The organism is Haloarchaeobius caseinilyticus (genome assembly GCF_051207395.1).
Classification (GTDB): domain Archaea; phylum Halobacteriota; class Halobacteria; order Halobacteriales; family Natrialbaceae; genus Haloarchaeobius.
This window is the reverse complement of the sequence record NZ_JBPJZC010000001.1, coordinates 1,191,216-1,213,039: the sequence shown is the minus strand read 5'-3', so window position 1 is coordinate 1,213,039 and position 21,824 is coordinate 1,191,216. Positions and strand designations below refer to the sequence as shown.

At 59.5% G+C, this 21,824-nt stretch carries 29 protein-coding genes; 19 read left to right on the top strand and 10 right to left on the bottom strand.

The annotated features are described in order from the left end of the window. Positions 1 to 5: 5 nt before the first annotated feature. From ACSC1P_RS06410 to ACSC1P_RS06400, 3 genes are read right to left on the bottom strand one after another with little or no spacing between them, the layout of a single operon-like run. On the bottom strand, positions 6 to 437 hold the full coding sequence (locus tag ACSC1P_RS06410) for a hypothetical protein (RefSeq protein ID WP_435359305.1): 432 nt from the start codon (positions 435 to 437) through the stop codon (positions 6 to 8). Positions 438 to 462: 25 nt separating this feature from the next. After that, on the bottom strand, positions 463 to 1,068 hold the full coding sequence (locus tag ACSC1P_RS06405; RefSeq protein WP_435359304.1) for a site-specific integrase: 606 nt from the start codon (positions 1,066 to 1,068) through the stop codon (positions 463 to 465). Next, positions 1,058 to 1,273: a hypothetical protein gene (locus ACSC1P_RS06400; RefSeq protein WP_435359303.1), complete on the bottom strand. Its 216-nt coding sequence runs from the start codon at positions 1,271 to 1,273 to the stop codon at positions 1,058 to 1,060. The genes ACSC1P_RS06405 and ACSC1P_RS06400 overlap by 11 nt, the downstream gene beginning before the upstream one ends. A gap of 237 nt (positions 1,274 to 1,510) precedes the next feature. Between ACSC1P_RS06400 and ACSC1P_RS06395 the strand changes: the two genes are divergently transcribed. From ACSC1P_RS06395 to ACSC1P_RS06370, 6 genes are all read left to right on the top strand, one after another. Then, complete coding sequence (locus ACSC1P_RS06395; RefSeq protein WP_435359302.1) at positions 1,511 to 1,744, top strand: hypothetical protein; 234 nt, start codon at positions 1,511 to 1,513, stop codon at positions 1,742 to 1,744. Then, the gene (locus ACSC1P_RS06390) at positions 1,741 to 1,986 is read left to right on the top strand and encodes a hypothetical protein (protein ID WP_435359301.1); all 246 of its coding nucleotides are present in this window, start codon (positions 1,741 to 1,743) and stop codon (positions 1,984 to 1,986) included. Before ACSC1P_RS06395 ends, ACSC1P_RS06390 begins: the two co-directional genes overlap by 4 nt. Then, complete coding sequence (locus ACSC1P_RS06385; RefSeq protein ID WP_435359300.1) at positions 1,934 to 2,533, top strand: hypothetical protein; 600 nt, start codon at positions 1,934 to 1,936, stop codon at positions 2,531 to 2,533. The genes ACSC1P_RS06390 and ACSC1P_RS06385 overlap by 53 nt, the downstream gene beginning before the upstream one ends. A gap of 121 nt (positions 2,534 to 2,654) precedes the next feature. Continuing rightward, positions 2,655 to 2,885, top strand: a complete 231-nt coding sequence (locus ACSC1P_RS06380) for a hypothetical protein (RefSeq protein ID WP_435359299.1) — start codon at positions 2,655 to 2,657, stop codon at positions 2,883 to 2,885. Further along, positions 2,878 to 3,048, top strand: coding sequence for a hypothetical protein (locus ACSC1P_RS06375; protein WP_435359298.1), 171 nt, complete (start codon positions 2,878 to 2,880; stop codon positions 3,046 to 3,048). Before ACSC1P_RS06380 ends, ACSC1P_RS06375 begins: the two co-directional genes overlap by 8 nt. Positions 3,049 to 3,103: 55 nt before the next feature. Next, positions 3,104 to 3,691 (top strand): hypothetical protein, encoded by a 588-nt coding sequence (locus ACSC1P_RS06370; protein WP_435359297.1) that lies wholly within the window; start codon positions 3,104 to 3,106, stop codon positions 3,689 to 3,691. Between the two features lie 280 nt (positions 3,692 to 3,971). Here the strand turns inward: ACSC1P_RS06370 and ACSC1P_RS06365 are convergent, their stop codons facing one another. Both ACSC1P_RS06365 and ACSC1P_RS06360 read right to left on the bottom strand, forming a co-directional pair. Then, positions 3,972 to 4,946, bottom strand: a complete 975-nt coding sequence (locus tag ACSC1P_RS06365; RefSeq protein WP_435359296.1) for a hypothetical protein — start codon at positions 4,944 to 4,946, stop codon at positions 3,972 to 3,974. Next, positions 4,939 to 5,586: a hypothetical protein gene (locus tag ACSC1P_RS06360; protein WP_435359295.1), complete on the bottom strand. Its 648-nt coding sequence runs from the start codon at positions 5,584 to 5,586 to the stop codon at positions 4,939 to 4,941. Before ACSC1P_RS06360 ends, ACSC1P_RS06365 begins: the two co-directional genes overlap by 8 nt. 127 nt (positions 5,587 to 5,713) lie before the next feature. Between ACSC1P_RS06360 and ACSC1P_RS06355 the strand changes: the two genes are divergently transcribed. The 13 genes from ACSC1P_RS06355 (at position 5,714) to ACSC1P_RS06295 (ending at position 17,555) form a co-directional block, all read left to right on the top strand. Next, positions 5,714 to 6,292: a hypothetical protein gene (locus tag ACSC1P_RS06355; RefSeq protein ID WP_435359294.1), complete on the top strand. Its 579-nt coding sequence runs from the start codon at positions 5,714 to 5,716 to the stop codon at positions 6,290 to 6,292. A gap of 33 nt (positions 6,293 to 6,325) precedes the next feature. After that, positions 6,326 to 6,550, top strand: coding sequence for a hypothetical protein (locus ACSC1P_RS06350; protein WP_435359293.1), 225 nt, complete (start codon positions 6,326 to 6,328; stop codon positions 6,548 to 6,550). Positions 6,551 to 6,559: 9 nt separating this feature from the next. After that, positions 6,560 to 6,883 (top strand): hypothetical protein, encoded by a 324-nt coding sequence (locus tag ACSC1P_RS06345; protein WP_435359292.1) that lies wholly within the window; start codon positions 6,560 to 6,562, stop codon positions 6,881 to 6,883. After that, entirely contained in the window at positions 6,880 to 7,410 is a 531-nt protein-coding gene (locus ACSC1P_RS06340; RefSeq protein WP_435359291.1) for a hypothetical protein, read from the top strand. Before ACSC1P_RS06345 ends, ACSC1P_RS06340 begins: the two co-directional genes overlap by 4 nt. A 66-nt stretch (positions 7,411 to 7,476) precedes the next feature. Continuing rightward, positions 7,477 to 8,457 carry a hypothetical protein gene (locus tag ACSC1P_RS06335; RefSeq protein ID WP_435359290.1) on the top strand — a complete coding sequence of 327 codons (981 nt, stop codon included), beginning with the start codon at positions 7,477 to 7,479 and terminating at the stop codon, positions 8,455 to 8,457. A 1-nt stretch (position 8,458) separates the two neighbouring features. Next, positions 8,459 to 11,887 carry a hypothetical protein gene (locus ACSC1P_RS06330; protein WP_435359289.1) on the top strand — a complete coding sequence of 1,143 codons (3,429 nt, stop codon included), beginning with the start codon at positions 8,459 to 8,461 and terminating at the stop codon, positions 11,885 to 11,887. Next, positions 11,884 to 12,153: a hypothetical protein gene (locus tag ACSC1P_RS06325; protein ID WP_435359288.1), complete on the top strand. Its 270-nt coding sequence runs from the start codon at positions 11,884 to 11,886 to the stop codon at positions 12,151 to 12,153. Before ACSC1P_RS06330 ends, ACSC1P_RS06325 begins: the two co-directional genes overlap by 4 nt. Beyond that, positions 12,150 to 12,446, top strand: coding sequence for a hypothetical protein (locus ACSC1P_RS06320; RefSeq protein ID WP_435359287.1), 297 nt, complete (start codon positions 12,150 to 12,152; stop codon positions 12,444 to 12,446). The genes ACSC1P_RS06325 and ACSC1P_RS06320 overlap by 4 nt, the downstream gene beginning before the upstream one ends. Position 12,447: 1 nt before the next feature. Further along, positions 12,448 to 15,516, top strand: coding sequence for an Ig-like domain-containing protein (locus tag ACSC1P_RS06315; RefSeq protein WP_435359286.1), 3,069 nt, complete (start codon positions 12,448 to 12,450; stop codon positions 15,514 to 15,516). Then, a complete protein-coding gene (locus ACSC1P_RS06310) occupies positions 15,516 to 15,869 on the top strand; it encodes a hypothetical protein (protein ID WP_435359285.1) in 354 nt (117 codons plus the stop codon). Before ACSC1P_RS06315 ends, ACSC1P_RS06310 begins: the two co-directional genes overlap by 1 nt. Further along, positions 15,866 to 16,180 carry a hypothetical protein gene (locus ACSC1P_RS06305; protein ID WP_435359284.1) on the top strand — a complete coding sequence of 105 codons (315 nt, stop codon included), beginning with the start codon at positions 15,866 to 15,868 and terminating at the stop codon, positions 16,178 to 16,180. The genes ACSC1P_RS06310 and ACSC1P_RS06305 overlap by 4 nt, the downstream gene beginning before the upstream one ends. Before the next feature lie 2 nt (positions 16,181 to 16,182). Further along, complete coding sequence (locus ACSC1P_RS06300; RefSeq protein ID WP_435359283.1) at positions 16,183 to 16,782, top strand: hypothetical protein; 600 nt, start codon at positions 16,183 to 16,185, stop codon at positions 16,780 to 16,782. 404 nt (positions 16,783 to 17,186) lie between these two features. Next, on the top strand, positions 17,187 to 17,555 hold the full coding sequence (locus ACSC1P_RS06295) for a hypothetical protein (protein WP_435359282.1): 369 nt from the start codon (positions 17,187 to 17,189) through the stop codon (positions 17,553 to 17,555). 65 nt (positions 17,556 to 17,620) lie between these two features. Here ACSC1P_RS06295 and ACSC1P_RS06290 read toward each other — a convergent pair whose 3' ends face one another. The 5 genes from ACSC1P_RS06290 to ACSC1P_RS06270 form a co-directional block, all read right to left on the bottom strand. Then, positions 17,621 to 18,493: a hypothetical protein gene (locus tag ACSC1P_RS06290; protein ID WP_435359281.1), complete on the bottom strand. Its 873-nt coding sequence runs from the start codon at positions 18,491 to 18,493 to the stop codon at positions 17,621 to 17,623. Positions 18,494 to 19,000: 507 nt separating this feature from the next. Further along, complete coding sequence (locus ACSC1P_RS06285; protein WP_435359280.1) at positions 19,001 to 20,614, bottom strand: DUF7845 domain-containing protein; 1,614 nt, start codon at positions 20,612 to 20,614, stop codon at positions 19,001 to 19,003. Positions 20,615 to 20,687: 73 nt separating this feature from the next. Next, positions 20,688 to 21,179 (bottom strand): PD-(D/E)XK family putative nuclease, encoded by a 492-nt coding sequence (locus ACSC1P_RS06280; RefSeq protein ID WP_435359279.1) that lies wholly within the window; start codon positions 21,177 to 21,179, stop codon positions 20,688 to 20,690. Beyond that, positions 21,176 to 21,502: a hypothetical protein gene (locus ACSC1P_RS06275; protein WP_435359278.1), complete on the bottom strand. Its 327-nt coding sequence runs from the start codon at positions 21,500 to 21,502 to the stop codon at positions 21,176 to 21,178. The genes ACSC1P_RS06280 and ACSC1P_RS06275 overlap by 4 nt, the downstream gene beginning before the upstream one ends. Then, entirely contained in the window at positions 21,502 to 21,735 is a 234-nt protein-coding gene (locus ACSC1P_RS06270; RefSeq protein WP_435359277.1) for a hypothetical protein, read from the bottom strand. The genes ACSC1P_RS06275 and ACSC1P_RS06270 overlap by 1 nt, the downstream gene beginning before the upstream one ends. Positions 21,736 to 21,824: the final 89 nt, after the last annotated feature.

The following is a 21,824-nucleotide window of genomic DNA, read 5'->3' as shown; positions in this document are numbered from 1 at the left end:
AGTGGTCAGCCGGGGAGAACTGGTGGGGCCAGGTCGATGATGAGTCTGGCGGCAGGTTCTGAAAAAACCGCGAGCCAGAATAGGCAAGATACCAGCATGCCGCAAGCGAACCGAATAGCCAATAACTGGTTCCCCGAGGCTGGTTTGACTACGCGGACGACCGATGTCGTAACAGCGTAGTATGCCATCGAGAAAAGGAGAAATGCCACGAAGACCGCGATTATCGAGACGATTCCTGCACCTGCTATCATGAGGGAGCCATCCGAGACGATGTCGTTGAAGAGCCTATCGAGAGCCCACGAAACCATCTCCCAACGACCGGCAATACGGGAGTTAAGCGTGAGTGCGAGTCCTGCGCCACACACGACGTACCCGAGCATGAATTCCAGTCCGTCCTCGAAGTTCTGGAATCGGATTTCGTTATCTTGGGCGGCCATTGCGACATGATTGATTTCGAGATGTTTATAGCTTGACGCTGGTCATCGAGTCGATGATGTTCTCTTCGGTCGGTGCGGCGAGGTAGGGTTCGATGGCGTCGTAGCTGCTCCAGCCGCCGAGTGCCATGACGATGCGTGGGCTGACGCCTTCCTCGACGAGGAGATGGTTCGCCCAGCAGCGCCGGAGGTCGTGACTGGAGGTGCGCTGGTAGTCGGCGTCGCCGGTCGTCTCGGCGGCTCGCCTGGCGGCCTTCTCGACCCAGTTCTGCAAGGTGCGTTTCGAGCGGTCGACGAGTAGATCGTCGCGGTCGAGGTCGCGCTCTTGGACGTAGCGGTTGATGAGTCGCTCCAGTTCTACTGGAAGCCAGGTCTCGCGGTGCTTCCCACCCGTGTATTCCCCAGTCGTGTCTTTTCCGGCGACGACTTCGAGTTCGTAGCTGCGGCCGTCGGTCATCCGGTCGATGTGCTGGGGTTCGACATCGAGGACTTCGGCGACGCGGAGGCCGCAGTCGCCCATCAGTCGGATGGCGATTTCGTGCTCGAAGTCTTCGGCAGCGCGTGGGAGTTCGCGGTACTCGTCGCGAGTCATCCAGACGTTCCAACTGCTGTCCTTGTTGCGCTCAGTTCGCATCGTCGTCCCTCTCCAGCCGCCAGCCCCAGACGACATCCATTCGGCGGTTCGCTTCGTCGAGGTCGCGGGTTCCGGTCTTCTTCTCCATCTGGTCTTTCAGCCACTCGCGGTCTTCCTCGGAGATGGTGTCCTTCTGTCTGATGCTGAGTGCGATGCTGGATGCGCGTTTCGCGTTGTCGAGGTGTTGCTGGTCTTCGGGCGTCATCCTTCGCCCTTCTCTTGGGAAAGGTGCAACATCGCGATGTGGTTGAACAGGGGGGTGGATAGAATACAGCGGAAATCGAGGGTCTGACGGTCCGGCTACTGTCGCATTTTCACGCTTGTGTGCAAACGTGCAATGCCTGACAGCGTGCCCGGTTGGTGAACATCGTTCACCAATCCGTGAATATCTACCCCCTTGTTCAACATCGTGGCCAAGTGTTGAACAATACTCATCACTGCCATGGCAGCGAAACGCGGTGCGACGGTGAACGACCTCGACGAGGAACCAATCGAACGGGTCAGTGGGAAAGTGAACGGTGGGTCGCTGCGAGCGATTCTCGGCGTCGACGTGTGCCGGGAGTTCGGCATCGAACCGGGTGAGATGAGTTCTGACGACAAAGTCGTCTGGCTCGCGAGTAAGTCGAAGGTCGTCGACGGCCGACTCGTCCTTGACCTCGTGGAGGCCCCCGAATGAAGGGCCATCGTCGCCGGGACGTGTGGCAGTTCCTGTTCGGCTGCTGGCTACTGGCGAACGGTATCTACGGACTGGCGTTTCCGAGCGTCCTTCCAGACGTGGAACCGGCGGCCCAGTATGGAGGTATCGCGCTCTGTCTCATCATCGGTTTCGGAGTCATTGGGTACGTGAGACTGAAAGCCCGCGTGCGTGCTGCCCGCCCACCGCGGCCAATCGAGTTGGGGAGTGGCGATGAGCAGTGAACGCGAACGGACTCGTGTCGACTTCGAGACGAAAGAGGTCGAGACGACGGTCATCGACTACGAGACGACCGAAGTCGAAACCACCGTCTACGACTGTCCACTGTGCCCGAGGGAGTATCCCGAGGAGGAACTCGTACAGGTTGACCTCTCAGGTGGTGACGGGTCTCACAGCGACATCGCATGTATCGGGTGTGCAGAAGAGATTTGGGGAGTGTCGTTCGAGCGCTCGAAGAAGGAGGTCGTCGTCGACACGCTCGAAAGCGTTAGCTGGGCTCGGGTCGCGAAGTCAGCACTGCCGTGGGTGGTATGTATCGGGGGACTTCTGCTGGCTGGAATCATCGCACTCGATGTTCTCTCAGAATTAGCCAACAGTCAACCAGTCCAAATACCGGAGCCTGAACAGCCGAGCGCTGACGGGTCGTCAGGGGAGCCAGAGGTCACTCCGTTCAGCGTTTTCGCGGCGGAGTTTGCATCGGCGATTCCGGGATTGGTAATTCTGATAATCCTGTCTACGATGATGATGTCGTGGGTGAATCGAGAGTTATGAGCGGTGGTTCAGAGGCAAGCCGTTCAGACCGTGGGCAGGTGAGAGTTGAGACGCTGCCAATCGCACTCGCGGTGATGGCGTTGCTGTTCACGTACGTCGTTTACCATGTGGTGATGGCGGTATGAGTGAAGGGGACGAAAACGAACTCAGGGGAGCATACGAGAACGGCCTCGAAGAGAACTTCTGTATCGAACGGAAATCTGTCGCGTTTCTCGGCGGGGTCGCTTTTGCTGTGCTGATTGTGGGGTTTCTACAGGAGGTGCTGAACCTCGCACCGACTGAGGCAGTGTTCGTCACCGTGCTATTCGCGTGGTCAGTGAAGCCGTTGGTCAGGTGGGCTCTCGATGAGTAGTGGCGAATCGCAATCGACTGCAAATCCACTTTCGTTCTCGGAGGCTCTGGACTACGCCGGTGAGCTGCCGCTCTATGTCGCTGTGCTGTGGTTCGCGCTGTACGTCATTCTGAGAATCGTAGTCTGGTGGCGAGACACGATGAGGATGAAGGCCAGTGACTGACCACAGTATCTGGTTTCGTCGTCGCCACGCCCTCGCGTTTGGTGTTGCGGGGTGTGTGCTCGCGGCGGTGTCGACGTCGAGGCTGCCGGTGACGGCGACCGCGTCGATGGGGCTGGCCGCGGGCGCCACGATCGGGACGGCCCTGGACAACGGGAAGGACGCGTCGCCGTCGTTCTTCGTCGTGACCGGTATCGTCTCAGGGCTGGTCGGGGTCCTCACGCACCTGACCGTACTCGAGGTCGTGGCGACGGCGCGGGCGGGCCCGGTGCAGCTCGCGTTGTTCGCGGCGAAGAACATCGTCGGGCTCGGTGTGGTCTCGGCGATACTGAGTCTGTACTGGCACCATGTCGGGGTGGGGGTGGCAGGCGTCGGTGTTCAGCTTCGCGCGTACGCGGGAAAGGGAGTGATGGCTCTGGTTGTGCTGTCCAACCGTGTCTCTGCTGTTGAGCGCTGGGCGGAGGAGAGCGGCGAGAGATACGACGCTGACTGGGGACGTGATATCTGGCTTCGCTGTTACGAGTCCGCGAAGAAAATCGTGGTCGCACTCGCGGTCGTGTTCGTCTACTTGTTCCTGGCGTCGCCGCTGGTCGCCGCGTACCGTGGGTACTGTATCCTGCGTGAGTTCGGGAATCGACTGCGCTGATTTTCTGAGCGGACTGGTCGTCGGGAGAACTCAAGTTGTCGTCGAGCGAGCCGAGCTGCTGGTCGAGCCAGAACAGAGTTTTTCGAGCCGAGATCGGCGCGGACCGGTCGGGGTCGACCACCCCCCTCGACGTGCCAATCCCGCCGCGAGAAGCCTTACGCGTGTATATTATTATAGGTTAAGTCGGTGTGGTTGTTGGTTGCTGTTCAATAATCGCAGGACGTAGCGGTGATGCAGGGTACACCGTTGACCAATTTAGTGGTTCTCGATAGTCGTGACCTTAGAGCCCTCTGTCGCTTTTGACGTTTCCGACGGTGGTTTGCGAAACGTCGGCGATATCGCCGATGGCCCACTGCGGAATATCGGCGAACTTGGGATGCTCCAGGGCGCGAGCGATGATGTCGTCGCGGACCTCGCGACGAATCTCAGTGGCCTGCTTCTGGAGTATCTTTTCGTGGTCCTCGCGGGCCACGAAGTTGCCTTGCTCGCCGTTCTGTCCGGGGTTTCGCAGACGCTGTTGCTTCTCCTGGGTCAGCGAGTCGTACACTGGGTGTCCGTTCTCGATGTCGCTCCACTCCAGGCGCTGGACTGGCGTGGGGTACATCTTCTGCTCGAAGGGGTTGTTCTTGAGTTGGTAGACACGGGCGAGTCCGCGGCGCTGGACGAGTATCCAGTAGTGCGCGAGGTCGAGGATGTTCTTGTCGATGTGGTTCGATGCGGGCATGTTCAGCACCACGTACTTCTCCTCGACCCTCGCCATCGAGACGATTTCCGAGAGCATCCGGTTGATTTTGGTCATGGCCTCGCGGGCACCGATGCCGGCTTCGGCTTCGTCGAGGGCGAGAGACGAACCGCGAGGGTGTGAGGTGTAGCCGTCGATGAGGTTCTCGGGCTGTATCGAGGCCTTCGAGGGGATGAAGCCTTCCTCGGAGCGGTCCATCTTGTCGCAGAGGTCGATGGTGAGGACGGTCTTCCCGGTCCCGCGGTCGTTGTGGTAGTCGCTGATGAGGATGAGAATGTCCTGATTCTGCCGAACCCGCTTCATGAAGTCCTCCCAGAACGGGAGCTTGTGGAACGGCGTTCGTTCGTCGACGGTCGGCTCGACACCGACGAACTGCTCGGGGACGGTTGACGTTGGAGCGCGTGGGGTTTCGACGGTGGGTTGTGGCGGGCCGATCGGTGACCGGGGCGTCATCGCGGGGAGTTGCTGGTCGTAGGTGATGAAGTCGGAGACGTCGACGGTGTCGTCAGTCATCGGCGGGTTCACCTCCGGTGTCGCTGGCGGCGGTTCCTGGGCCGGGTTCGCCGACTTCGGGGAATTCGCCGCTCACGTCGTCGGGTGCGTCGTCGAGGCTGCCGACGGGGACGTCGCTGCCGGGTTCTGCGCCGAATTCGAGTTGGACGAGTGCTTCGTTGAGGGCGTCGTAGGCGTTGAGCGCGACCTCGGTCGGCATGTGAATCGGGTGTTCTCTCTCCTCGACCTCGTCCTCACCACCGAGGACGGGGGTTGAGTTCTGGACTGTGGTGTTCGCGAGTCGCCACTCGTCCAGTGACCGAAGGCCGAAGATGCCGACGTGCTTCTCCTCGATGCCACCGTTTCCGTCGCGGACCTGCTGCGTCTTCGGTTGTCCGTTTTCGTCGGTTTCGAGGAGTAGGGTCTTCGTTTTGGCGAGTTCTGGGACGTGGGCGAGGTATGGTCGGATTCGGTTGTAGAACATCATGACGGCGACGTGGAGGTCTTGCTGGCGGTCGCTCATGGTGTCCTGTTTGAGGTTGTGTTGGTGGGCCATGAGGAGGTCGTCGACGGCTTCGTCGGCGGCTTCGCGTGCTTCGTGGATGGATGAGAGCGATTTCTTCGCTCGGAAGTTTGCCTCGGAATCGTGATTTTTCGCCATGGGCTTGTTATACGCGTGGGGCTGGAAATCGCTATCTTGGACGATGTGTAGCAGTGGTGAACACTGCGCACCAACGATGTGTCAAACCCAAGATATTGTTTTGGATTCGGGAATGTATCGAGTTGGTATGTCGGTCGCATCAGCGACAGTCGACAGTTCGGAGGCACTCGCGAGAGCGGGACCTTCGGTGGAACAGAACCAGACCTACGACCTCGTCGAAGAGAACACGAGATCGCTCTTCGAGGACCTTCCAACCGGCTACACGCAGGAGTGGAGCGAGCCGGAACCGGAGGCTGAGGCCGGAGGCACGGAACGGAAACCCGAGGGGCGTCTCGCGACGTGGTTCACGGAAGTCCTCGACGACGAAGTCGTCGACGATGTCCGGCGCATCGCGGACTACTACGAGGGCTGGCAGGCTGAGAAGACGGAGGCAGCGGTCGGTTCCATCGAGGACACGACTGGCCTGCATCTGAACCAGGGCGCACAGGGCATCGTCGGTGTGGCGATGGGCATCATGGCGACGCTGATGATCGGAGTCGTCGTCCTCGGGAAGATCGACGGCTTCGGTACCGACCTCAGCGGTGGGTGGAATGAGACGTCGAACTCTGTCTCGACGCAGTCGCAGGACACGTTCGACTTCCTGAACCTCGTCCCGTTCCTGCTCGTCGCCCTGTTCGTGCTGGGCATCATGGCGAGCCGGATGTAAAGCGCGGCAACTCCCACACTCCCACTTCCATACATGACGCTACGTACTTTCGCCGGGGCAGTCGGACTGCTGATACTCGTCCTCACGATGACGATAGCCGCGCCTGCGGCTGTCGACCAAGAGGTGTCGAACACGTCGAACACGAACGCCGACGAAATCGCACGCACGAGTGGACAGATCGGCGGGACGCTCGCCAGCTACGCACCAACGTTCGCGGGACTGGCGCTGATTATCGGGCTCGCGGTGGCAAGTACGTAGTTTTCAGACATGCTAGTCGAAATCTACCAGTTGCTGATTCTCCTCGCCACGCTCGCCAGTTACAACGCGATTCGGAAATCGCGGAAGAGTGAGGCTGAGACGTATATCAGCGCTGGCTTTGCAACTTTCACATACGTACTCGTGTCGGTCGGCTCGGTCAACATCCAGAAGGACGTTGGCGGGACGCTGACCAGTGTTTCGAACGAGTACCTCGTGCTGCTGTGGGGCGCGATGGCCTTCGTGATGCTACTGTTCATCGTCGTCGCGGAGGTCGAGAACATCGCTGAGGCCGGCAGCGGCGCGACCGACTTTATCAGAGGGAACAACCGATGAGCCAAACTCAAACCAAATCGCAGTCAGGAGAGGAGAAGCCCGTCGCTCAGGAGCTTCGGGAGATTCTCTCGGGGTATAGTTCGGGCCGTGACGGTGACACGGACTTCTTGCAGGAGGTGATGCGGACTGTCGAGTCGGAGATCGGCGTGCAGTACCTCCAGCGGATGAAACCCGAGTTCAACCGAAGTCACGTCCTCGCGTACCGGAAAGAAGAGGAGGTGTACGAGGCGAAGTGGCTGATTCGCTTCCGGACCAACGCGTTCCTCGAAGAGTTCCCGCCGGAGGGCTCGAAGATGCAGGGGTCGTTCCGCCAGCTCGTCTACGGAGACTCGAACGGGTCGATGTCTGCGGAGGAGACTCGGGAGGTCATGGCTCTCGAAGAGGTGCTCCTGGCTCGGATTACGCAGTCGCGTGGGATGGAGCAGCAGAAGCTCATCAAGGAGATGCGCCAGGAGCAGTCGCTCCGTCGGGACACCATCGAATCGTCGAACGGTCTCACCAGCCGTCTGAAGAAGGCGTTCAAGTAAGAAATCATGTTCAGAAGTCTACCATCGCTGAAAGCATCGTTTTTCCACAAACTCTGGGAGGTCCTGATGAAGCCGCTGTGGTTCATCGCGATTCTCCTGAACGGCCCGACGTGCATCCAGATCGACGGTCGGTTGATTCGGTTCCTGCCGATGACCGTCCTCGATGACAAGGACGGCGTCATCGTCGACGGCGAGTTCGTCCCTGATGACGGTCCGGGGAGCTACTTCAGTCTGTACAACACGCCAATCGCGATTCACGTTGCCGACATGGAGTCACTGCTGACGCCCGCAGCACTCCAGGTCGACCACGACCTCCTCGCCGACATTCGTGGAGATACGCCGGAACTGCTCGTTCACGGGAAGACGAAGGCTCTCAAGCACAAGCTGGCGTTCCTGTGCTTCTTCGCAGCACTGGGAATGCAGGGCGCAACGAGCGTCCACGTCGACTCGTCGGGGAACCTGGCACCGAAGAAGATGAAGCGAGTGAGCGAGCCCGAAGACGGCGTCGTCGTCGGTGACGAGTTCAAGGCGGCGAACGGCGCTGGGTCGTTCTTCAAGCGCTGGAACGTCAGCGTCGCGTTCGACATCCACGGGATGGAGGGCCTGTGGAACCCGGCGACCTCGGAAATCCTGCGCGCGAAGGACGCGGCTGAGGAGCGTGGCATGAAGATTGGTGCTGGTGAGGACGAGAAGACGTGTGTGTCGACGCGGAACTCGACGCTTGTGAGCGCCGCTCGACTGGCGGATTACGACCCGTTCGCGATGAAGGACGGGACGTCGACGCGGAAGCAGCAGAACGCGGCGTATGAGGCACGTTCGAAGTTCACGGACCGAACGACTCTCGGGCGTATCCTCGGTCTGCTGTTCGCGTTCTTGCTCGGTGCGATTTCGCCGCGTCTGAACGGCCAGACTGCCGGTGGTGGCGGCGGTGGCGGTGGTGGGTTCAGTGCGCCGATTCCGTCCGTATCTCCGCCTGACATCCTACCTTTCGTCGACCTCGGCCCTGTCGCACCCGTCGCGATGGACGTGCTGACGGTGGTGGTGTGATATGCCGCGGATTCGTGACGACGGCTCAACGAGCGACCAACAGGTCCGTGAGCAAGCCGAGGAGGCGGCCCGGGAGAAGGCCCGCGAGCAGGCTCGCCAGCAGGTAAGCGACGAGGAAGCGGTTCGTCGCCGCAAGCAGGACCAGCGTCGGCGGTCGGTGCCGCGCCCGGACCAAGCCGACCCGCTGTCGCAGCCCGTCGACGGTGGGAGTTCGAACTCGAACTCGGGCTCGCGGTCGGGGGACCCACTCGCGGGCGGTGGCACCGGGAAAGAGATCGTCGGTGGTGCTGGCCGTGATACGACGCACTCGGACGGCACTGGCGGTTCCAGCGAGGACTCGGGGTCTGGGTCGTCACAGTCCGACCAGCAGCGAACGCCGGAGGGTTCGCAGTTCGGGAGCGACACGGGGCGTGGTGTTGGTCGCGACCAGATGGACTCCGCTGGCCGGGAGTCTGACACAGCGTCGGTGGAGCGACCGGAGAATCGGGCGCAGTCGACCGAGCAGACGCAGACGAACCCGAACCAGACGACGCGGTCGGGGCCGTTCGCGGGCGCGAAGAGTGGCCGTGCGGTCATCCAGCGCGGTGAGGACGATATCGACCCGCAGACCGGCGTCGAGGACGGCCCGGAGACGTTCGAGCAGGGCGTGGAGGACGGTGGTGCGCCGTCGGATGTCACCACCCGGGCAGAGGAGATCGAGGCGGAAATCGTCGGCTCGACCGATGGCGTGACGGAGGATGATGTCGCGGTTCGTGCCGAGCGAACGGGAACCTCGACGTGGGAGTTTTCCGCGGACGTGAACGAGGTCGCGGTCGTCGAGCGGTCGCTGCTGGAAGAGTACGGTGCACTCGACCCGGGTGAGGACTACAACATCGTTCGGGGCGAGGAAGGCTCGTACAGCGTCGAGTTCGCGGTGTCGGGCCAGAAGAAGTTGCTGGAGAAGCGAATGCAGCAGGAGTACGGCGACCTCCTGAGCCAGGGGAAGGACTGGCGCTTCGAGACTGACGAAGGCGAGGTGTCGACGTCGGTGACGAAGGAGGGCCAACAGAAACTGGCGGAGGACCTCGCTCGGGAGATGGAACGGGCTGGTGCGAGTGCGGAGACCATCGAGACGCAGACTGGCGTCGACGTGGACGGCTCGGGTGGTGTGACGTACGAGAAGCGTACGGACCCGTACGAGCAGTACACGGCTGGTGGCGACGTGGAGCGTGCCGTCGAGGACGGCCGGTTGGAGGACGAGACGACGGAACTGGTTCGTCCTGCGGTGCAGCAGCGCCAAGCCCAGGAGGCGGGTATCGAGCAGCGGATGAACCGGCTCGCGAGCGAGGTCGAGGCGGCGTCGTCGCTGGAGCGCGGTGAGGACTTCACCGTCGTTCGGTCGGACGACCGCCTGAGCGTTCAGTACCGGGAGTCGGGCTTGGAAAAGCTCGCCGAGCAGCAGGCGGTAGAGGGTACGTCGGCCCGGCCCGGTGAGGTCGATGCGCAGCAACTGTCGCCGGGGATGGCGCGTATCGCTCGCGCAGAAGGACAGGACGGTCTGTCGTTGGATTCGTCGACGGTGCTGGCTGACCGGAACGTGTTGTTGACGTTCAACTCGGAGTCGCGGAAGCGGATGGTCGTCGACAGCATCATGTCGAGCGACCGCGCCGAGGAGATCGAGTCGGTGTCGGTGACGGAAGACGCGGGTGGGTCGCTGTCGGTCGACATCGAGCGCGCCGAGCAGTTCGGCGACGACGGAGGGCGTCTGTTCGGTATCGGGGGGTTAGAAGAGCCGGTAGACGACGCAGCGGAATTCACTGGTGAGCTACTCGGTGCCTTCGGAAAAGGTGCTGGCCTCACAGTTGGTGTCCCTCTCGACCTCGCAGCAAGGCCTCTCGCAGGTCTCACAAACGTTCGAATTAAAAATCCGTTCTCGCGGACGGCCGTTGCAGGTGCACAGGGCGCAGCGCAGATGCTCAACGTCCCCGGTGCTGTGAGTGGTCTCGATGAGGCTGGGGAATTTATCGGATACGCCGCGGCAGAAGGAGTCACGTCAACCGACTTTGGACGTGATGTGGGCGAATTTGGGGCAGAAAACTTGTCGTCGATTGGTCTGCGGAAGTTCGACAACTTCGAAGCACAGAACGGGGACATAGCGTCGTTTGCTGGTGAAACCTACGCGGCCGTCGACAAAGCAGGAACGCACGCCCAGAACGCGTTCATGTCACGGCCGCTAGAATCGACGGCGATGCTCGGCGGTTCGCTCGCTGGCTCGTACGCGATAATGGGGAAAGCAGCGCAGATATCTCCTCGTGCGGGAGTCGCCGCTCGGTATGCTATCCAACCGGGTGAGGAGTTGTTCTGGGGTGGCGCGAACGCGGTCGTCGGTCGGACGGCGACTGGGTCACGTCTCATCTCGAAGATTCCGGGTGGAAAGCTCGACAACGAGGAACTCGGGATTCTACTCGCGCAGAAAGCGGGCGGGAAACTCAAAAGTGGGTATCGTGGCCTGAAGCAGACGCGGGTGCGCGTCGACTTGGAGAAAGCCGCTCTGAATATGGGCGACGAACGCGGCCAACTCGGAGGTTCGTCCGCGATTACGATTGAGCGCGAACGCCCTGCTGATGCCGAGAGCGAGTGGGAGGGCGGCGACAGTGGTGAGATGCCAGAAATCGTGCTGGGCGAGCCGGGCACGGTTGTCCCGCGGACGGATATCCGCGAGATGAACGAGGCGCTGGGCATCGAAATCGACGACCAGCCGCCGGTTCGTGACCCTCGTGAGACGGGTGACTACCCAGAGCCAGGGAAGCAGGCGGCTGAGTTCTCGCCGGAGGGTGACTTCACGCCCTCGGAGTTCGCTCGGATTCTCGATGAGAGTGAGGCTGTCCTACGCGGGTCTGAGCGCCGACTGTCGAGAGCAGAGTACCGCATCAAGGCGTTCGAATCAGAATCCGCGATGTGGCGCGACCTCGAAGCCGAATCGGAAACTGCGGTGGAAGCAGAGGCTGAAGTCCACGCCCGGCAGTTTGAGATGCTCACGCCGGAAGAAGTGACTGAGCAGGCGTTCGTTGAGTCGATGGGCGAGGCGTCGATGGAGTCGTTGCTGGACCAGGTCGTCGGTTCTGAGATGGTTAGCGAACTCGAACTGGAGCAGGAGATAGAGCGCCAACTGGAGGTCGAGCAAGAGTTCGAGTTGGAAACTGAACTGGAGCAGGAGTTCGAGCTGGAGCGTGAGCTGGAACGCGAACTGGAGTTCGAGCTGGAGACTGAACTGGAGCAGGAGTTCGAGTTCGAATACGAAACGGAACAGGAACGGGAGAACGAAGGCAACCTCCCCGGCCAAGAAGACCCTTGGAACCGTGACTCGTGGGCTGGGTTCGGTGGTGAGTGGTCGAAGCAGTTCGAGAACGACATCGCGTCGGCTGACGAGGTGTTGGACTTCGAGCTATGAGGGGTGAGCGTGGTATCGCGGTGCAGGCGATTCTGATGCTCCTGTTCTTAGCGGTTGCCGCGCTCACGATGGCGTTCCTGCTGTCGCCGATGGAGGACACGAAGGCTGTCGCCGAGGAGCAGGCAGAGGGATCGATTTACGAAAACCAGACCCACGAGATGACCAAGCGCACGTGGCAGGCGTTCTCACTACTGCCGGTCATCGGGACGCTGATGGCGGTGGTGTTCGGGGTCGTGTCGGCAATCGTCCTATCCTCAAGAGTATGATTCACACTCGTTCCCGTGCGTCGTCGCCGTTTCGCCCGTTCATCGTCCTCTGTTTCGTCATCTTCTCGGTGATGATGTACCTCTTGATTGGGCCCGCGATATTGGGCCCGATCGGCGAGGTCGCGAAGGACAGCGAAGGCACTGACGGACAGGGCTTCAGTGTCGGCGACGGCTACGTCGACCAGGCGGGGAGCATCGCGCTCGTCCAGATTCCGACGCTGGTAATCGGGAGCGTGGCTGTGTGGGCGTTGCTCGCGCTGCTGGTTGCGCTGGCGTACGTGGGGGTGGTCTGAGATGCGAGAGCGTTCTATCGTCGTGTTCGCGCTGTTCGCGTCGTTCCTCGTCGTCACGCAGGTACCCGCGTCCGCGGCTGCTGGCGCGTTGGCAACTGGCTCGATACACACGAACGCGTCTGATTTCCAGCAGGCGAGTACGCTGACGAACCTGACTGTGTCGGGTAGTGGGGACGACGCGAGTGTCGTTTTCCAGAGTGGGTTCTCGGACGGATTCGAGACTGGGTTGAGCGGATACGCTGGCCAAACAGGTGTGTTCGAGACGACTGCGAGTGAAGCGTATCTCGGGTCGTACTCCCTCTCAAAAAACAGTGGAGACCATGCGCACCATGGAGTGTACTCGGACTCAGATACTTGGAGTGCTGCTGAGTCAAAGACGGCCTCAGTATGGTATTACCACGGTGACGACAATAATCCTCGTGGTGGCGTCTTTCTGTCTGATGGCTCGGGTAACGGGTACATTGGGTACGTCGACCCGACGTATACTGGCGGTAGTGGTGGCTTGTCGATCGGGCGGGTGAGCGGGTCGAATACGTATGAGACGGAGTTAGTAGACACGAGCAGTCTTTCTCTTAGCAAGAATACGTGGTATAAAGTATTCTTGGAGCACGACGGTGGTAACGAATACACTGTCAGGTTAGAAGACACGGCAGGGAACACAGTTGCAGGGCCTCTCACTACCACTGATTCAACGTATTCACCGACCAGAATCGGCAGTTGGGCATACGACAGCGACCTGTACCTTGACGAACTTTCCGGGGACGGTGGGCTCTCGAATTCTGGACAGTACGTTGGTGGAGTTCACGACGTCTCGAATGCGGAGCAGGCGTTCGTAGACCTCTCGCTCTCGAATGTTGACGCGACGGTACGTGTGGAAGGGTCTGAGAGTGGGTCATCGTGGACGACCGTGGCAACGGACACGAAGAGCGCGTCGGGGAATTACTCGCTCGATATTTCGGGCACGAGCTACGAGAAGTGGCGGGTTCAGGTCGATTTTCAGGCAACTGGCCAATCTGCTGTGGCCTCACTCAACTCGGAAGGGATTGAATTCCAGTCGTCGATTCCAGAGGTTGAAGAGGCGACTGCGACTCCAAACGGAACGTCGGTGGATTCGTCGGATGTGAATCTCTCTGTTCCAATTTCAGATGCGGATTTCTCGACTGTTCAGGGCGATTCGCTCGATGTTGAGTTTTACGTCGATGGGAGCCTGTACGAGACGCAGTCGGTGTCGTCGAACCAGACGGTTTCGGCATCGGTGACTGAACTCTCAACTGGCAATCACACGTGGCACGTAGAGGTGGTTGACCAGTACGGGAACTCAGGGACGAGTTCGACGTGGAGCTTCGAGGTGAAAAACTACCCACCGGAGGTCGACAACACCCAAGCAACCCCCCAGTCTGGAACTCAGTTCAACAACGAGACTGTCGAAGTTTCGGTTCCAGTTTCAGACCCAAACTTCGCAGACCCAGTGGGCGAAAACGTGACCGTCGACCTGCACGTAGATGGTGCCGAGTACGATTCGACCACGATATCCTCGAATCAGACGGCCTCGTTTACTGTGTCCGGACTCTCGAATGGGTCGCACTCGTGGTACGTGACGGCTACTGACTCGGCCGGTGAGACGGCTACTTCGTCGACGTTCAGTTTCGAGGTACTGCACTATGCGCCTGTTGTGAACAACTCGGCAGCATCGCCACGGGACGGAGAGCCGTATCCGTCGGAGGCTATCTCGCTCTCGGTACCGGTGACTGACCGGGACTTCGACGAGGCGAGTGGTGACTCGGTCGAGGCGACAGTCATCTTGGACGGGCAAACAGTGGATACGCAGACCATCACGACGAATGGGACTGTCACGACGAACGTGTCTGTCGACGATGGCGGGCTGCACACGTGGTATGTTGAGTTCGAGGACGAGTATGGCCTCACGTCGGAGTCGGAGACGTTCACGTTCGAGTCGCCGCTAACGCTACAGGTTCACGAGGGTAGTGACACGTCGACGCTGGTCACGTCGGAGATCGACGTGGAGATATTCGGGACGGCACAGTCTTCGAACTACCGTGACACGCGGACGGTGACGAACGGACAAATAGCGTTCGAGAACGTCCCAAACGAGCAGTTGATGGTTCGGTTGAACGCGAGTGGGTACCAGCCCCGGCAGGTCATCATCAATGACCCGTACTCGAAGGTCGACCGGCACACGGTCCTGTACTCGAACTCGTCAAGCGAGTCCTTCGAGCAGTGCTTCGCGCTCGACTCGAAGGGAGCAGGATTCGCACCGGACCAGACGTGGCTCATCATGCAGAGCTACATCAATGACTCGTGGCGGGACGCTGGTGGGTCGTACTTCGGTGCAGCAAACGTCGCGTGCGTTGGAATGCAGGATGGAACCGAGTACCGTCTCCTCGTCGAGGACGGCGGCGGTGATCGGCGCGCACTCGGTGGGTTCACTGGCGATAGTGGGTTCAGCCAGCAGGTTATCAGTCTGACCGTGGAGGGTGTGTCGCTCTCGCTTGACCAGGGCGGCATCGTCCGCTGGGAAGTCAGTGCTGAGCGCATCGACTCGCAGTCGTTCGCTGGTGAAGGGAAGATATACTTCGACATGCAGCCGGGCGACGCGACCGTCGAAGACCTCCACATCCGTATCCACGAACGCGGCAACGAGAGCAACATCCTCGAAGAAGTCGAAGTGACTGGCGAGGTCGGCTCGTACTCGGGGTCGTTCCCGCTCAACGCGACGGAGGCGAACCAGACGTGGGTGGTCGCGTGGGATGCGACGGTGAACGGCGAGGTCGTCGAGGACTCCGACATCGTCGACATCCGCGGCCAGGCACTGCAGACGTTCCTCCCACCGGAGTACGAGATGTTGTTCGTCGGCGGGTTCATCATCCTCATCGGTGGCGTGTTCGGGTTCGTTCACGCGCCGATGGGCTCGATCGTCACCGCGGGGATGGCCGCACTCTTCCACATGATGGGCGTCCTCGACCTGCCGGGAGCGGCCGTCGTGTTCGCACTGACCATCGCCGTCATCGGGTTCATGGTCTCGAAGACGGGCACGGGAGGTGGTGTCTGATGCGGGCGACGAATCTCGCCATCGGGTTGATTATCCTCGTCGCGTCGGCGACGTTCGTGACGACGGCACTCGGACCCGTCTTCGGATTCGACATGGTGACGGGCCAGCAGGAGAACATCGAACAGACGAACGACAACGTCACCTCGTCGGACGCGAGCCTCTCAGAAAACGGGGAGGCATCGCCGCTGTCCGCGCTTGACCAAGTGTCGAAGATTCTCCGGAATCTGGGGAACGCGGACCGGATTCTCGTGAACCTCGGTGTCCCCGTGATTGTGGCGAACTGGATTACCTCGCCCCTCGCGGTGGCGATGGCACTTGCACTGGTCGCAGTCGTCGTGAGGTTCCGGCTATGACCGGAGACCTGCTCGTACTCGGCATCGAGTCCTGTGGGCACGACGCGTGGCTCGCGGGTGACTTCATCGGCGGGACGGTGTGTCCGTTCACGGAGGCGATGGGGGCGACGTGGCTCATCCTGATGGCGTTCGGGATGTTCTCGATGCTGGCCGTGTACACGCGACAGGTGACGCTCCCAGCGGTCGTGACGGTCATCGTGGCGGGGATGGTCTCGTCGTACCTGCCAGCACTCGGAGCGCGACTGTCGATGCAACTCGCCGTCGCGGTCTCGGGGACGCTGCTATTCCTGCTGTACATGCGGGTGCGATAGCGATGGCGATAGAGACAGCGGAAGCGCGTGAGATGGTTCGTGACGCGGCGGAGTTCACTGTCGGACTGATGGTGGTCGCCGCGGGCTTGCTCGGCGCTCGGACGTTCCTGCCGGGCTCTGATGCGGCGTTCCTGACGTACTCGGCGCGCTGGCTCGGGCTGCTCGCAGCGTTGCAGTTCTTCGCAGGGCTCGGTATGGCCACACTCGTCGATCGGGGCGTCCTACCTGAGCGCGGGGAGTCGGAGGCAAACGTCGTCGAGCAGGTGGCGTTACCGGTGACACTGGCGCACGAGGCGGCGCACGCGGCGGTCGGTGTGGCGTGCGGTGGGAGTGCGTCACTCCAGCGGCGCGAGGACGGCCGCCTCGGCGTCGACGTGGACCTGCGCGACCCATCGCGCGTCGAAGTGTTCACGACTGCACTCGCGCCGTCTCTCGTCGCGCTGGCGCTCCTCGTCTGGTACTCGGACTGGTTCGTCGCGGGGATGGTGTCGCCAACGGTCGGTGTCGGCGAGTCGGTCGCGCGTGTGCTGGCGTTCTTCGTGCTGCTCTGGTTTGGGTGGCCTTCCAGAGCAGACGTTAGAGGTTCATTGAAGTGGAAATAGCCGGGCTCTAATTGTAATAGCCAGTTCCGCGAACCCAATCTAGGATCACAACTGGAATGCTGACAACTGATGCCAAGACACCAATGGATGCGAAACTGACGATAACAGAATTCGCGATGATAGCAAGGTCAATTATTATTGGTACTGGCTCTGAAAAACTCAAGTTCTGAAGAGTAGTGAGAGTGAATTCTTGAGTTAGTTGGTATTGTGTGTACCGCGAAGCGAAACTCAGTACAAGGCAAATTAAGAACAATATCGGGATTCGAACTATTGGGTTCGATGGGATAGTGTCACTAAGGAATCCTAAGAATCGGAGGGTGAATGCGACCACTACGAAGGTGAAGACTAGTAAAAGGATCATGAAGAATACATCTTGTTGAATAAGTAGTAAATTAGAGAGTGAGGTGACAAGAACGAGAGTCAGTGAAGTGAATAGAAATAGAGATAGATTATCTAAGTACGTATGTTCGTGGAGCAATTGGTGGAACGAACCGGCCTGTTCTGCCATTTTCCCATATATCATGTACAAGACCAATAATGAAATTAAAAATGAAGATACAAAACCTGCCTTGGAAATAAGCTCAATACTCCCTTCATCTGGAACAGGTATCTTTGAGATATATATTGCTAATCCTGCAAAGACGCCGGAGATAGCAAACAACGGTGACCATTCTTTAAAGAACTCGGCTGTGTCAAATGAACTGTTGCCAGAATTTGGTCGCGTATCAGGTTTTGTCATAGGAGTCAATAATCAGAGTGACATACCCGAATAAAAATAATTTGGCCGAATTTTGATTCCTGGGTCCCCTTTCGATACTTCTTGCTCAGATAATCAGACTCACATGGTTTCGCCGACTTCGTAATCTCTCCTCGAAATGCCATACTCTTGTTTAATATCTAATTCAACATCAAGTACTGCATCCTTAGCGAGATCTGCAGTGTCATAGTACCTACCTTGTAACTCTGAATACTCTCGGAATTCATCTTTGAGTTCCTGTTCAATTAACGAATGTACGAAATTATCCTCAATGTCTTCTTCAAATTCGTCTTGGATGAAGGAGGGACGCAGGCGAATCTCTCGGATCGCCACAATCAGTGACTTCTTAATAGAAAATTCGTCGTGTTCTTCATGCTCTTTCAACTTTTGTTCATCTATGCCCATGGAGTAAATCTCTTCTAAGAGAGCCATCTCAGCTTTCAGGAGTTCTACGAGTAATTCATCATGGTATCGCATTCTCTGGAACGCAATCGGGTGCTCTTCCTGAAAATATTCATAATAGCCCTTCCAGTCTCTCTCACGAGATTGTACGAAATACGGAATCTTTTCAAACGTGAATTCGAGTGTGAGCAATTCGAGTCTACCTGCACCATTCCCGAGGAATTTGTTGCTTCGTGGACTCAATATCTTCCCTTGGTTGTTCTCGATGATTTGTACTGATGCAGAAACAATGTCGGCTAAGATATCTCGCTGCACCTCTCGTTCCCGATCACGTTGGGAGTGCTTTCGTTGTTGGATAAGCGTGACAACATAGGCTGACACAAGAACCACATTTGAGAGCGTACTAACCGCGACAATCAAAATTCTTGCAAGATCTGCAGATATCGTCCCATTAGAAAATGAGAACACGACTAATAACACACCCACTGCAATCACGGTTAGGAAGATAAGGAGCGATAGAATCTCTTTCGAGAGTGTTCGTTCGCTCTTCATTATTCACCGACAAGGACAATTCCTAGCTGGCCGGTGCTTCTGGTCCCCGAAAATCTCCGGTTCGGGTCCCGGAACTTGCCCCTGATCCGTGATCGGAGGATTGTAACATCATACAACATGACTGTCGCATGAGGGCGTGGTGTAATGAACCTACTCCTGTCAACCAACGCTGTTCAATTCGGCTAAAGACTACACGAGAACAGGGCGAAAGTAGTAGTCCGCACTCACACAAAGAGAGACCACAACTTCATCTGTTTCATCTGGAGCGGTGACTACGGAGGTAGGGGCGGGGTTGTGTATTTTTTTGGCCTTGTGGCCTTGGCCACACTGTCCAAGGGGATGTTCCCGGTGGGCGGGAACGGAGCCGGTGGGCTCGTCGAGGTCGAGGAACTCCACTGGAACCGGAGGGGCCGTAAAACAACTACAGTCGTACTGAACGCAAACAGCCACAATCTGGGTTGTTGAAAAGAAGGTGCAGAAAAGAGATGCCTCTCAGCCGTCGGCGCGTTACCCGGTGAGCGCGCCGAACACCCCGCTGGTCTTCTCGCCGTCGACCTTCGCGATGACCGTTGAGCCGTAGAGGTCGACAACGTCGTACCCGCTCTTGTGCCACGCCGTCCGTCCCTCGGCGAGCACGTCGTCGATACGCGGGTTGTTCGTGGACTTGAACTGCGAGAGCATCGTGTCGATTCGGACAGTCTGGACACTCCCGTCGTCGTCGACCTCGACCTCAGCGCCGTACTTGTTCAGCCAGAGCTGGAACGCGCTGCTCGACGCCTGTCGTGCGTCCATCCCGAGAATCTTCGCCGCTCGGTCAGCAGCGTTCTTCACGTGGTGCTCGGCCGATTCGAGGATGGCCTTGAGTTCGTCGTGGAACTTGCGCGAGGCGAACGAGACGGTGCCATTCTCGTTGTCGAGGACAGCACTGAGTCGCTGGAGCGCGCGGTAGATCGTGCTGACGCCGCGGCCGGTTCCCTCTGAAATCTCGGTGTAGTGCTGGCCGCCACCGTCCGTGACGAGTTGCTCCAGGACATCGACGTCCGCGTCGGTCATGTCCCGAAGTGAGGTGACGAGGATGTGTTCCTGTTCGGCCTCGATCTGTGGCGTCGGGTCGTCGTACATCGCGATGCGGTCGTCGCGAGCCGTCGGCTCGAAGTGGTCGTCAGCGATGAACGTCGTCGCGTCGGGTTCAGTCGGCACGTTCCCCCAGGCGAGGAAGTTCAGCAGATTCTCCTCGATTTCCTGCTCGGCGTCGTCGAGGTCCGCCCAGGTGATGGGGTTGCCACCGTTCCGTTGCTGGTTGATGAGTACGCCGACCTTCGGATGGTACAGCGGGTCCGTCGGGTCGCTGTGGACGTGCTTCGGGTGGTAGTGCTTGAACTGGAAGCCGTAGCGGTGGCGGGGAATCAGTTCGCGTGCGTCGGTCGGGCCGACCCAGAGTCTGTGCATATAGCCCTCGACCTTCTCGTTGTCCGCTTTGTACTCGGCCTTCGAGCCTTCGCGGTTCGCGAGCAGGTGCATGACTTTCATCATGGTGCCGCTGGCGAGGAGCTTCGACGCCATCGAGCGCCGGATGCGGATGTAGCGCTCGTACGCGGTGACGCGCGAGTGCTGCGGGTGTGGTTCGTCGCGGAAGTAGCTCGATTTCATCGAGAGGCCGGCTTTCTGCGCGACCGCGTTGACGACGCCGTGGAGGAGCTTCGGGACTTCGCTGGGGTCGACGTTGCTGGCTTTTAGCTCGACATCGACGCCCTCGCAGCCGAATCGCTGCCACCAGCGTTTACCGAATCCCAGTGGCTCACCGGTATCGCGGTGTCGCATCCCGTGGAAGCGCGGCTCTATCATCGGTGTGAACTTGCGTTCTCCTTCGCCGCGACAGGTGATGTCCCACGAGTAGAGCACATCGCCGCTGACGTTGTCTGTGGGTCGTGGTGCGATTCCGGTCTTCGAGTAGTTGCACTGAATGTCCCACGTTTCGCCGTCGATCTCCGTTGAGAACTCGGCGTAACCGTCGAAGCGGCCGACGATGGCGCTAGCCAGCATCCAGTATGGTCCGAGCCCGTACTGTGGGTACTTGAGGTACCCTTCGAGTTCGTGCGGGCTCGAAGTCGTCTGGCTCATCCGAGCACCACCCACAGGAAAAGCGCGGTGGGCGTTCCGACGAGGAGCGCGACTGCGAGGAGCAGGCGGGCTCTCATCGTTCGACCTCCGTGGGGTCGAAGATGCGACTCCAGGCTATCTGTGCGTAGTCACTGCGACCTTCGCCGCCGTCGAGCCAGCGCCTCTCGTCGAGGAAGTAATCGAGAGTGCGGGCTGGGACGATTTTCGCGGCGACGATGTTGCGCTCGGTATCCGCGCCTTCACAGACTGCGAAGAGATATGCAGCGTTCGCCTCGACGAGGAACTTGTGCTGGTTCGGTCGGAGGTAGAACTTTCCGCGCCGTCCGCTCGATAGACGGACGACTGCGCTCTTGATTTCGACGCGGGTTCCGGGTTCGAGGACGCATACGCTGACGAATCGGAGGTCTGGCCGTGGGTACAGGACGGAGGTGAGAATCGCGTCGTAGTGCTCGGAGACCTCATCAGGGACGAGGTGGAGCGGCGGGTAGCGGGCGGCACAGGCGTTTTCGGCGTTCGAGCCGGCCTGCTTGTTGCGAGCGACGGGCCCAGTGGCGTCCGTACTCATCGCGAACCACCTCCGCGCTGGTAGCGACTTGGCCAGAGGTCGCGGTACTTGTCGAGGTGGACGGACTCAGCCTTCTCGACCTTCTGTTCGAAGTACCGCTTCGTCTCTTGCTTCGGCCAGGTCTCGCGCCAGCAGAGAGCGCTGTGCTCGTTGACGAGCAGGACGTCGTACTGGTCACGCCCCATCGAGCGCGTGTAAGCAGTGAGCGGGCGGCTGCCGAACGGGACAGCAAGGACGATTCCGCGCTCGACGCTGGCGAAGAGGTCCGCGAAATGGATGCTCTCGCTGTCGGGGTCCCAGCCGGGGTGGGAACTCCCGGACATCAGTCGTCACCTCCGACGAGGTCGTCCCAGTCGGTGTCTGCGAGTTGGTCGGCGAGTCGTTCTGCGCGACCGTCGCTACGCGGTTCGTGAACGCCAGCGCGAATGAGCCAGTGACGGACGGTCCGGTAGTCGGCTTCGTAGTGCTGAGCGACCGCGGCAATGCAGCCATCGGCCGCTTCGTACCGACGTTCGAGTTCGTCGGTTCCGGGGGCGAGAACGCCGCCCGGAATCATGCTTCACCCCCAAGATAGTTGCACCGCTCAGAATTGAGAATTTTGGCTCGTTGAGTACCTAAGACTCTCGGATTTAGGCACTTAGATAA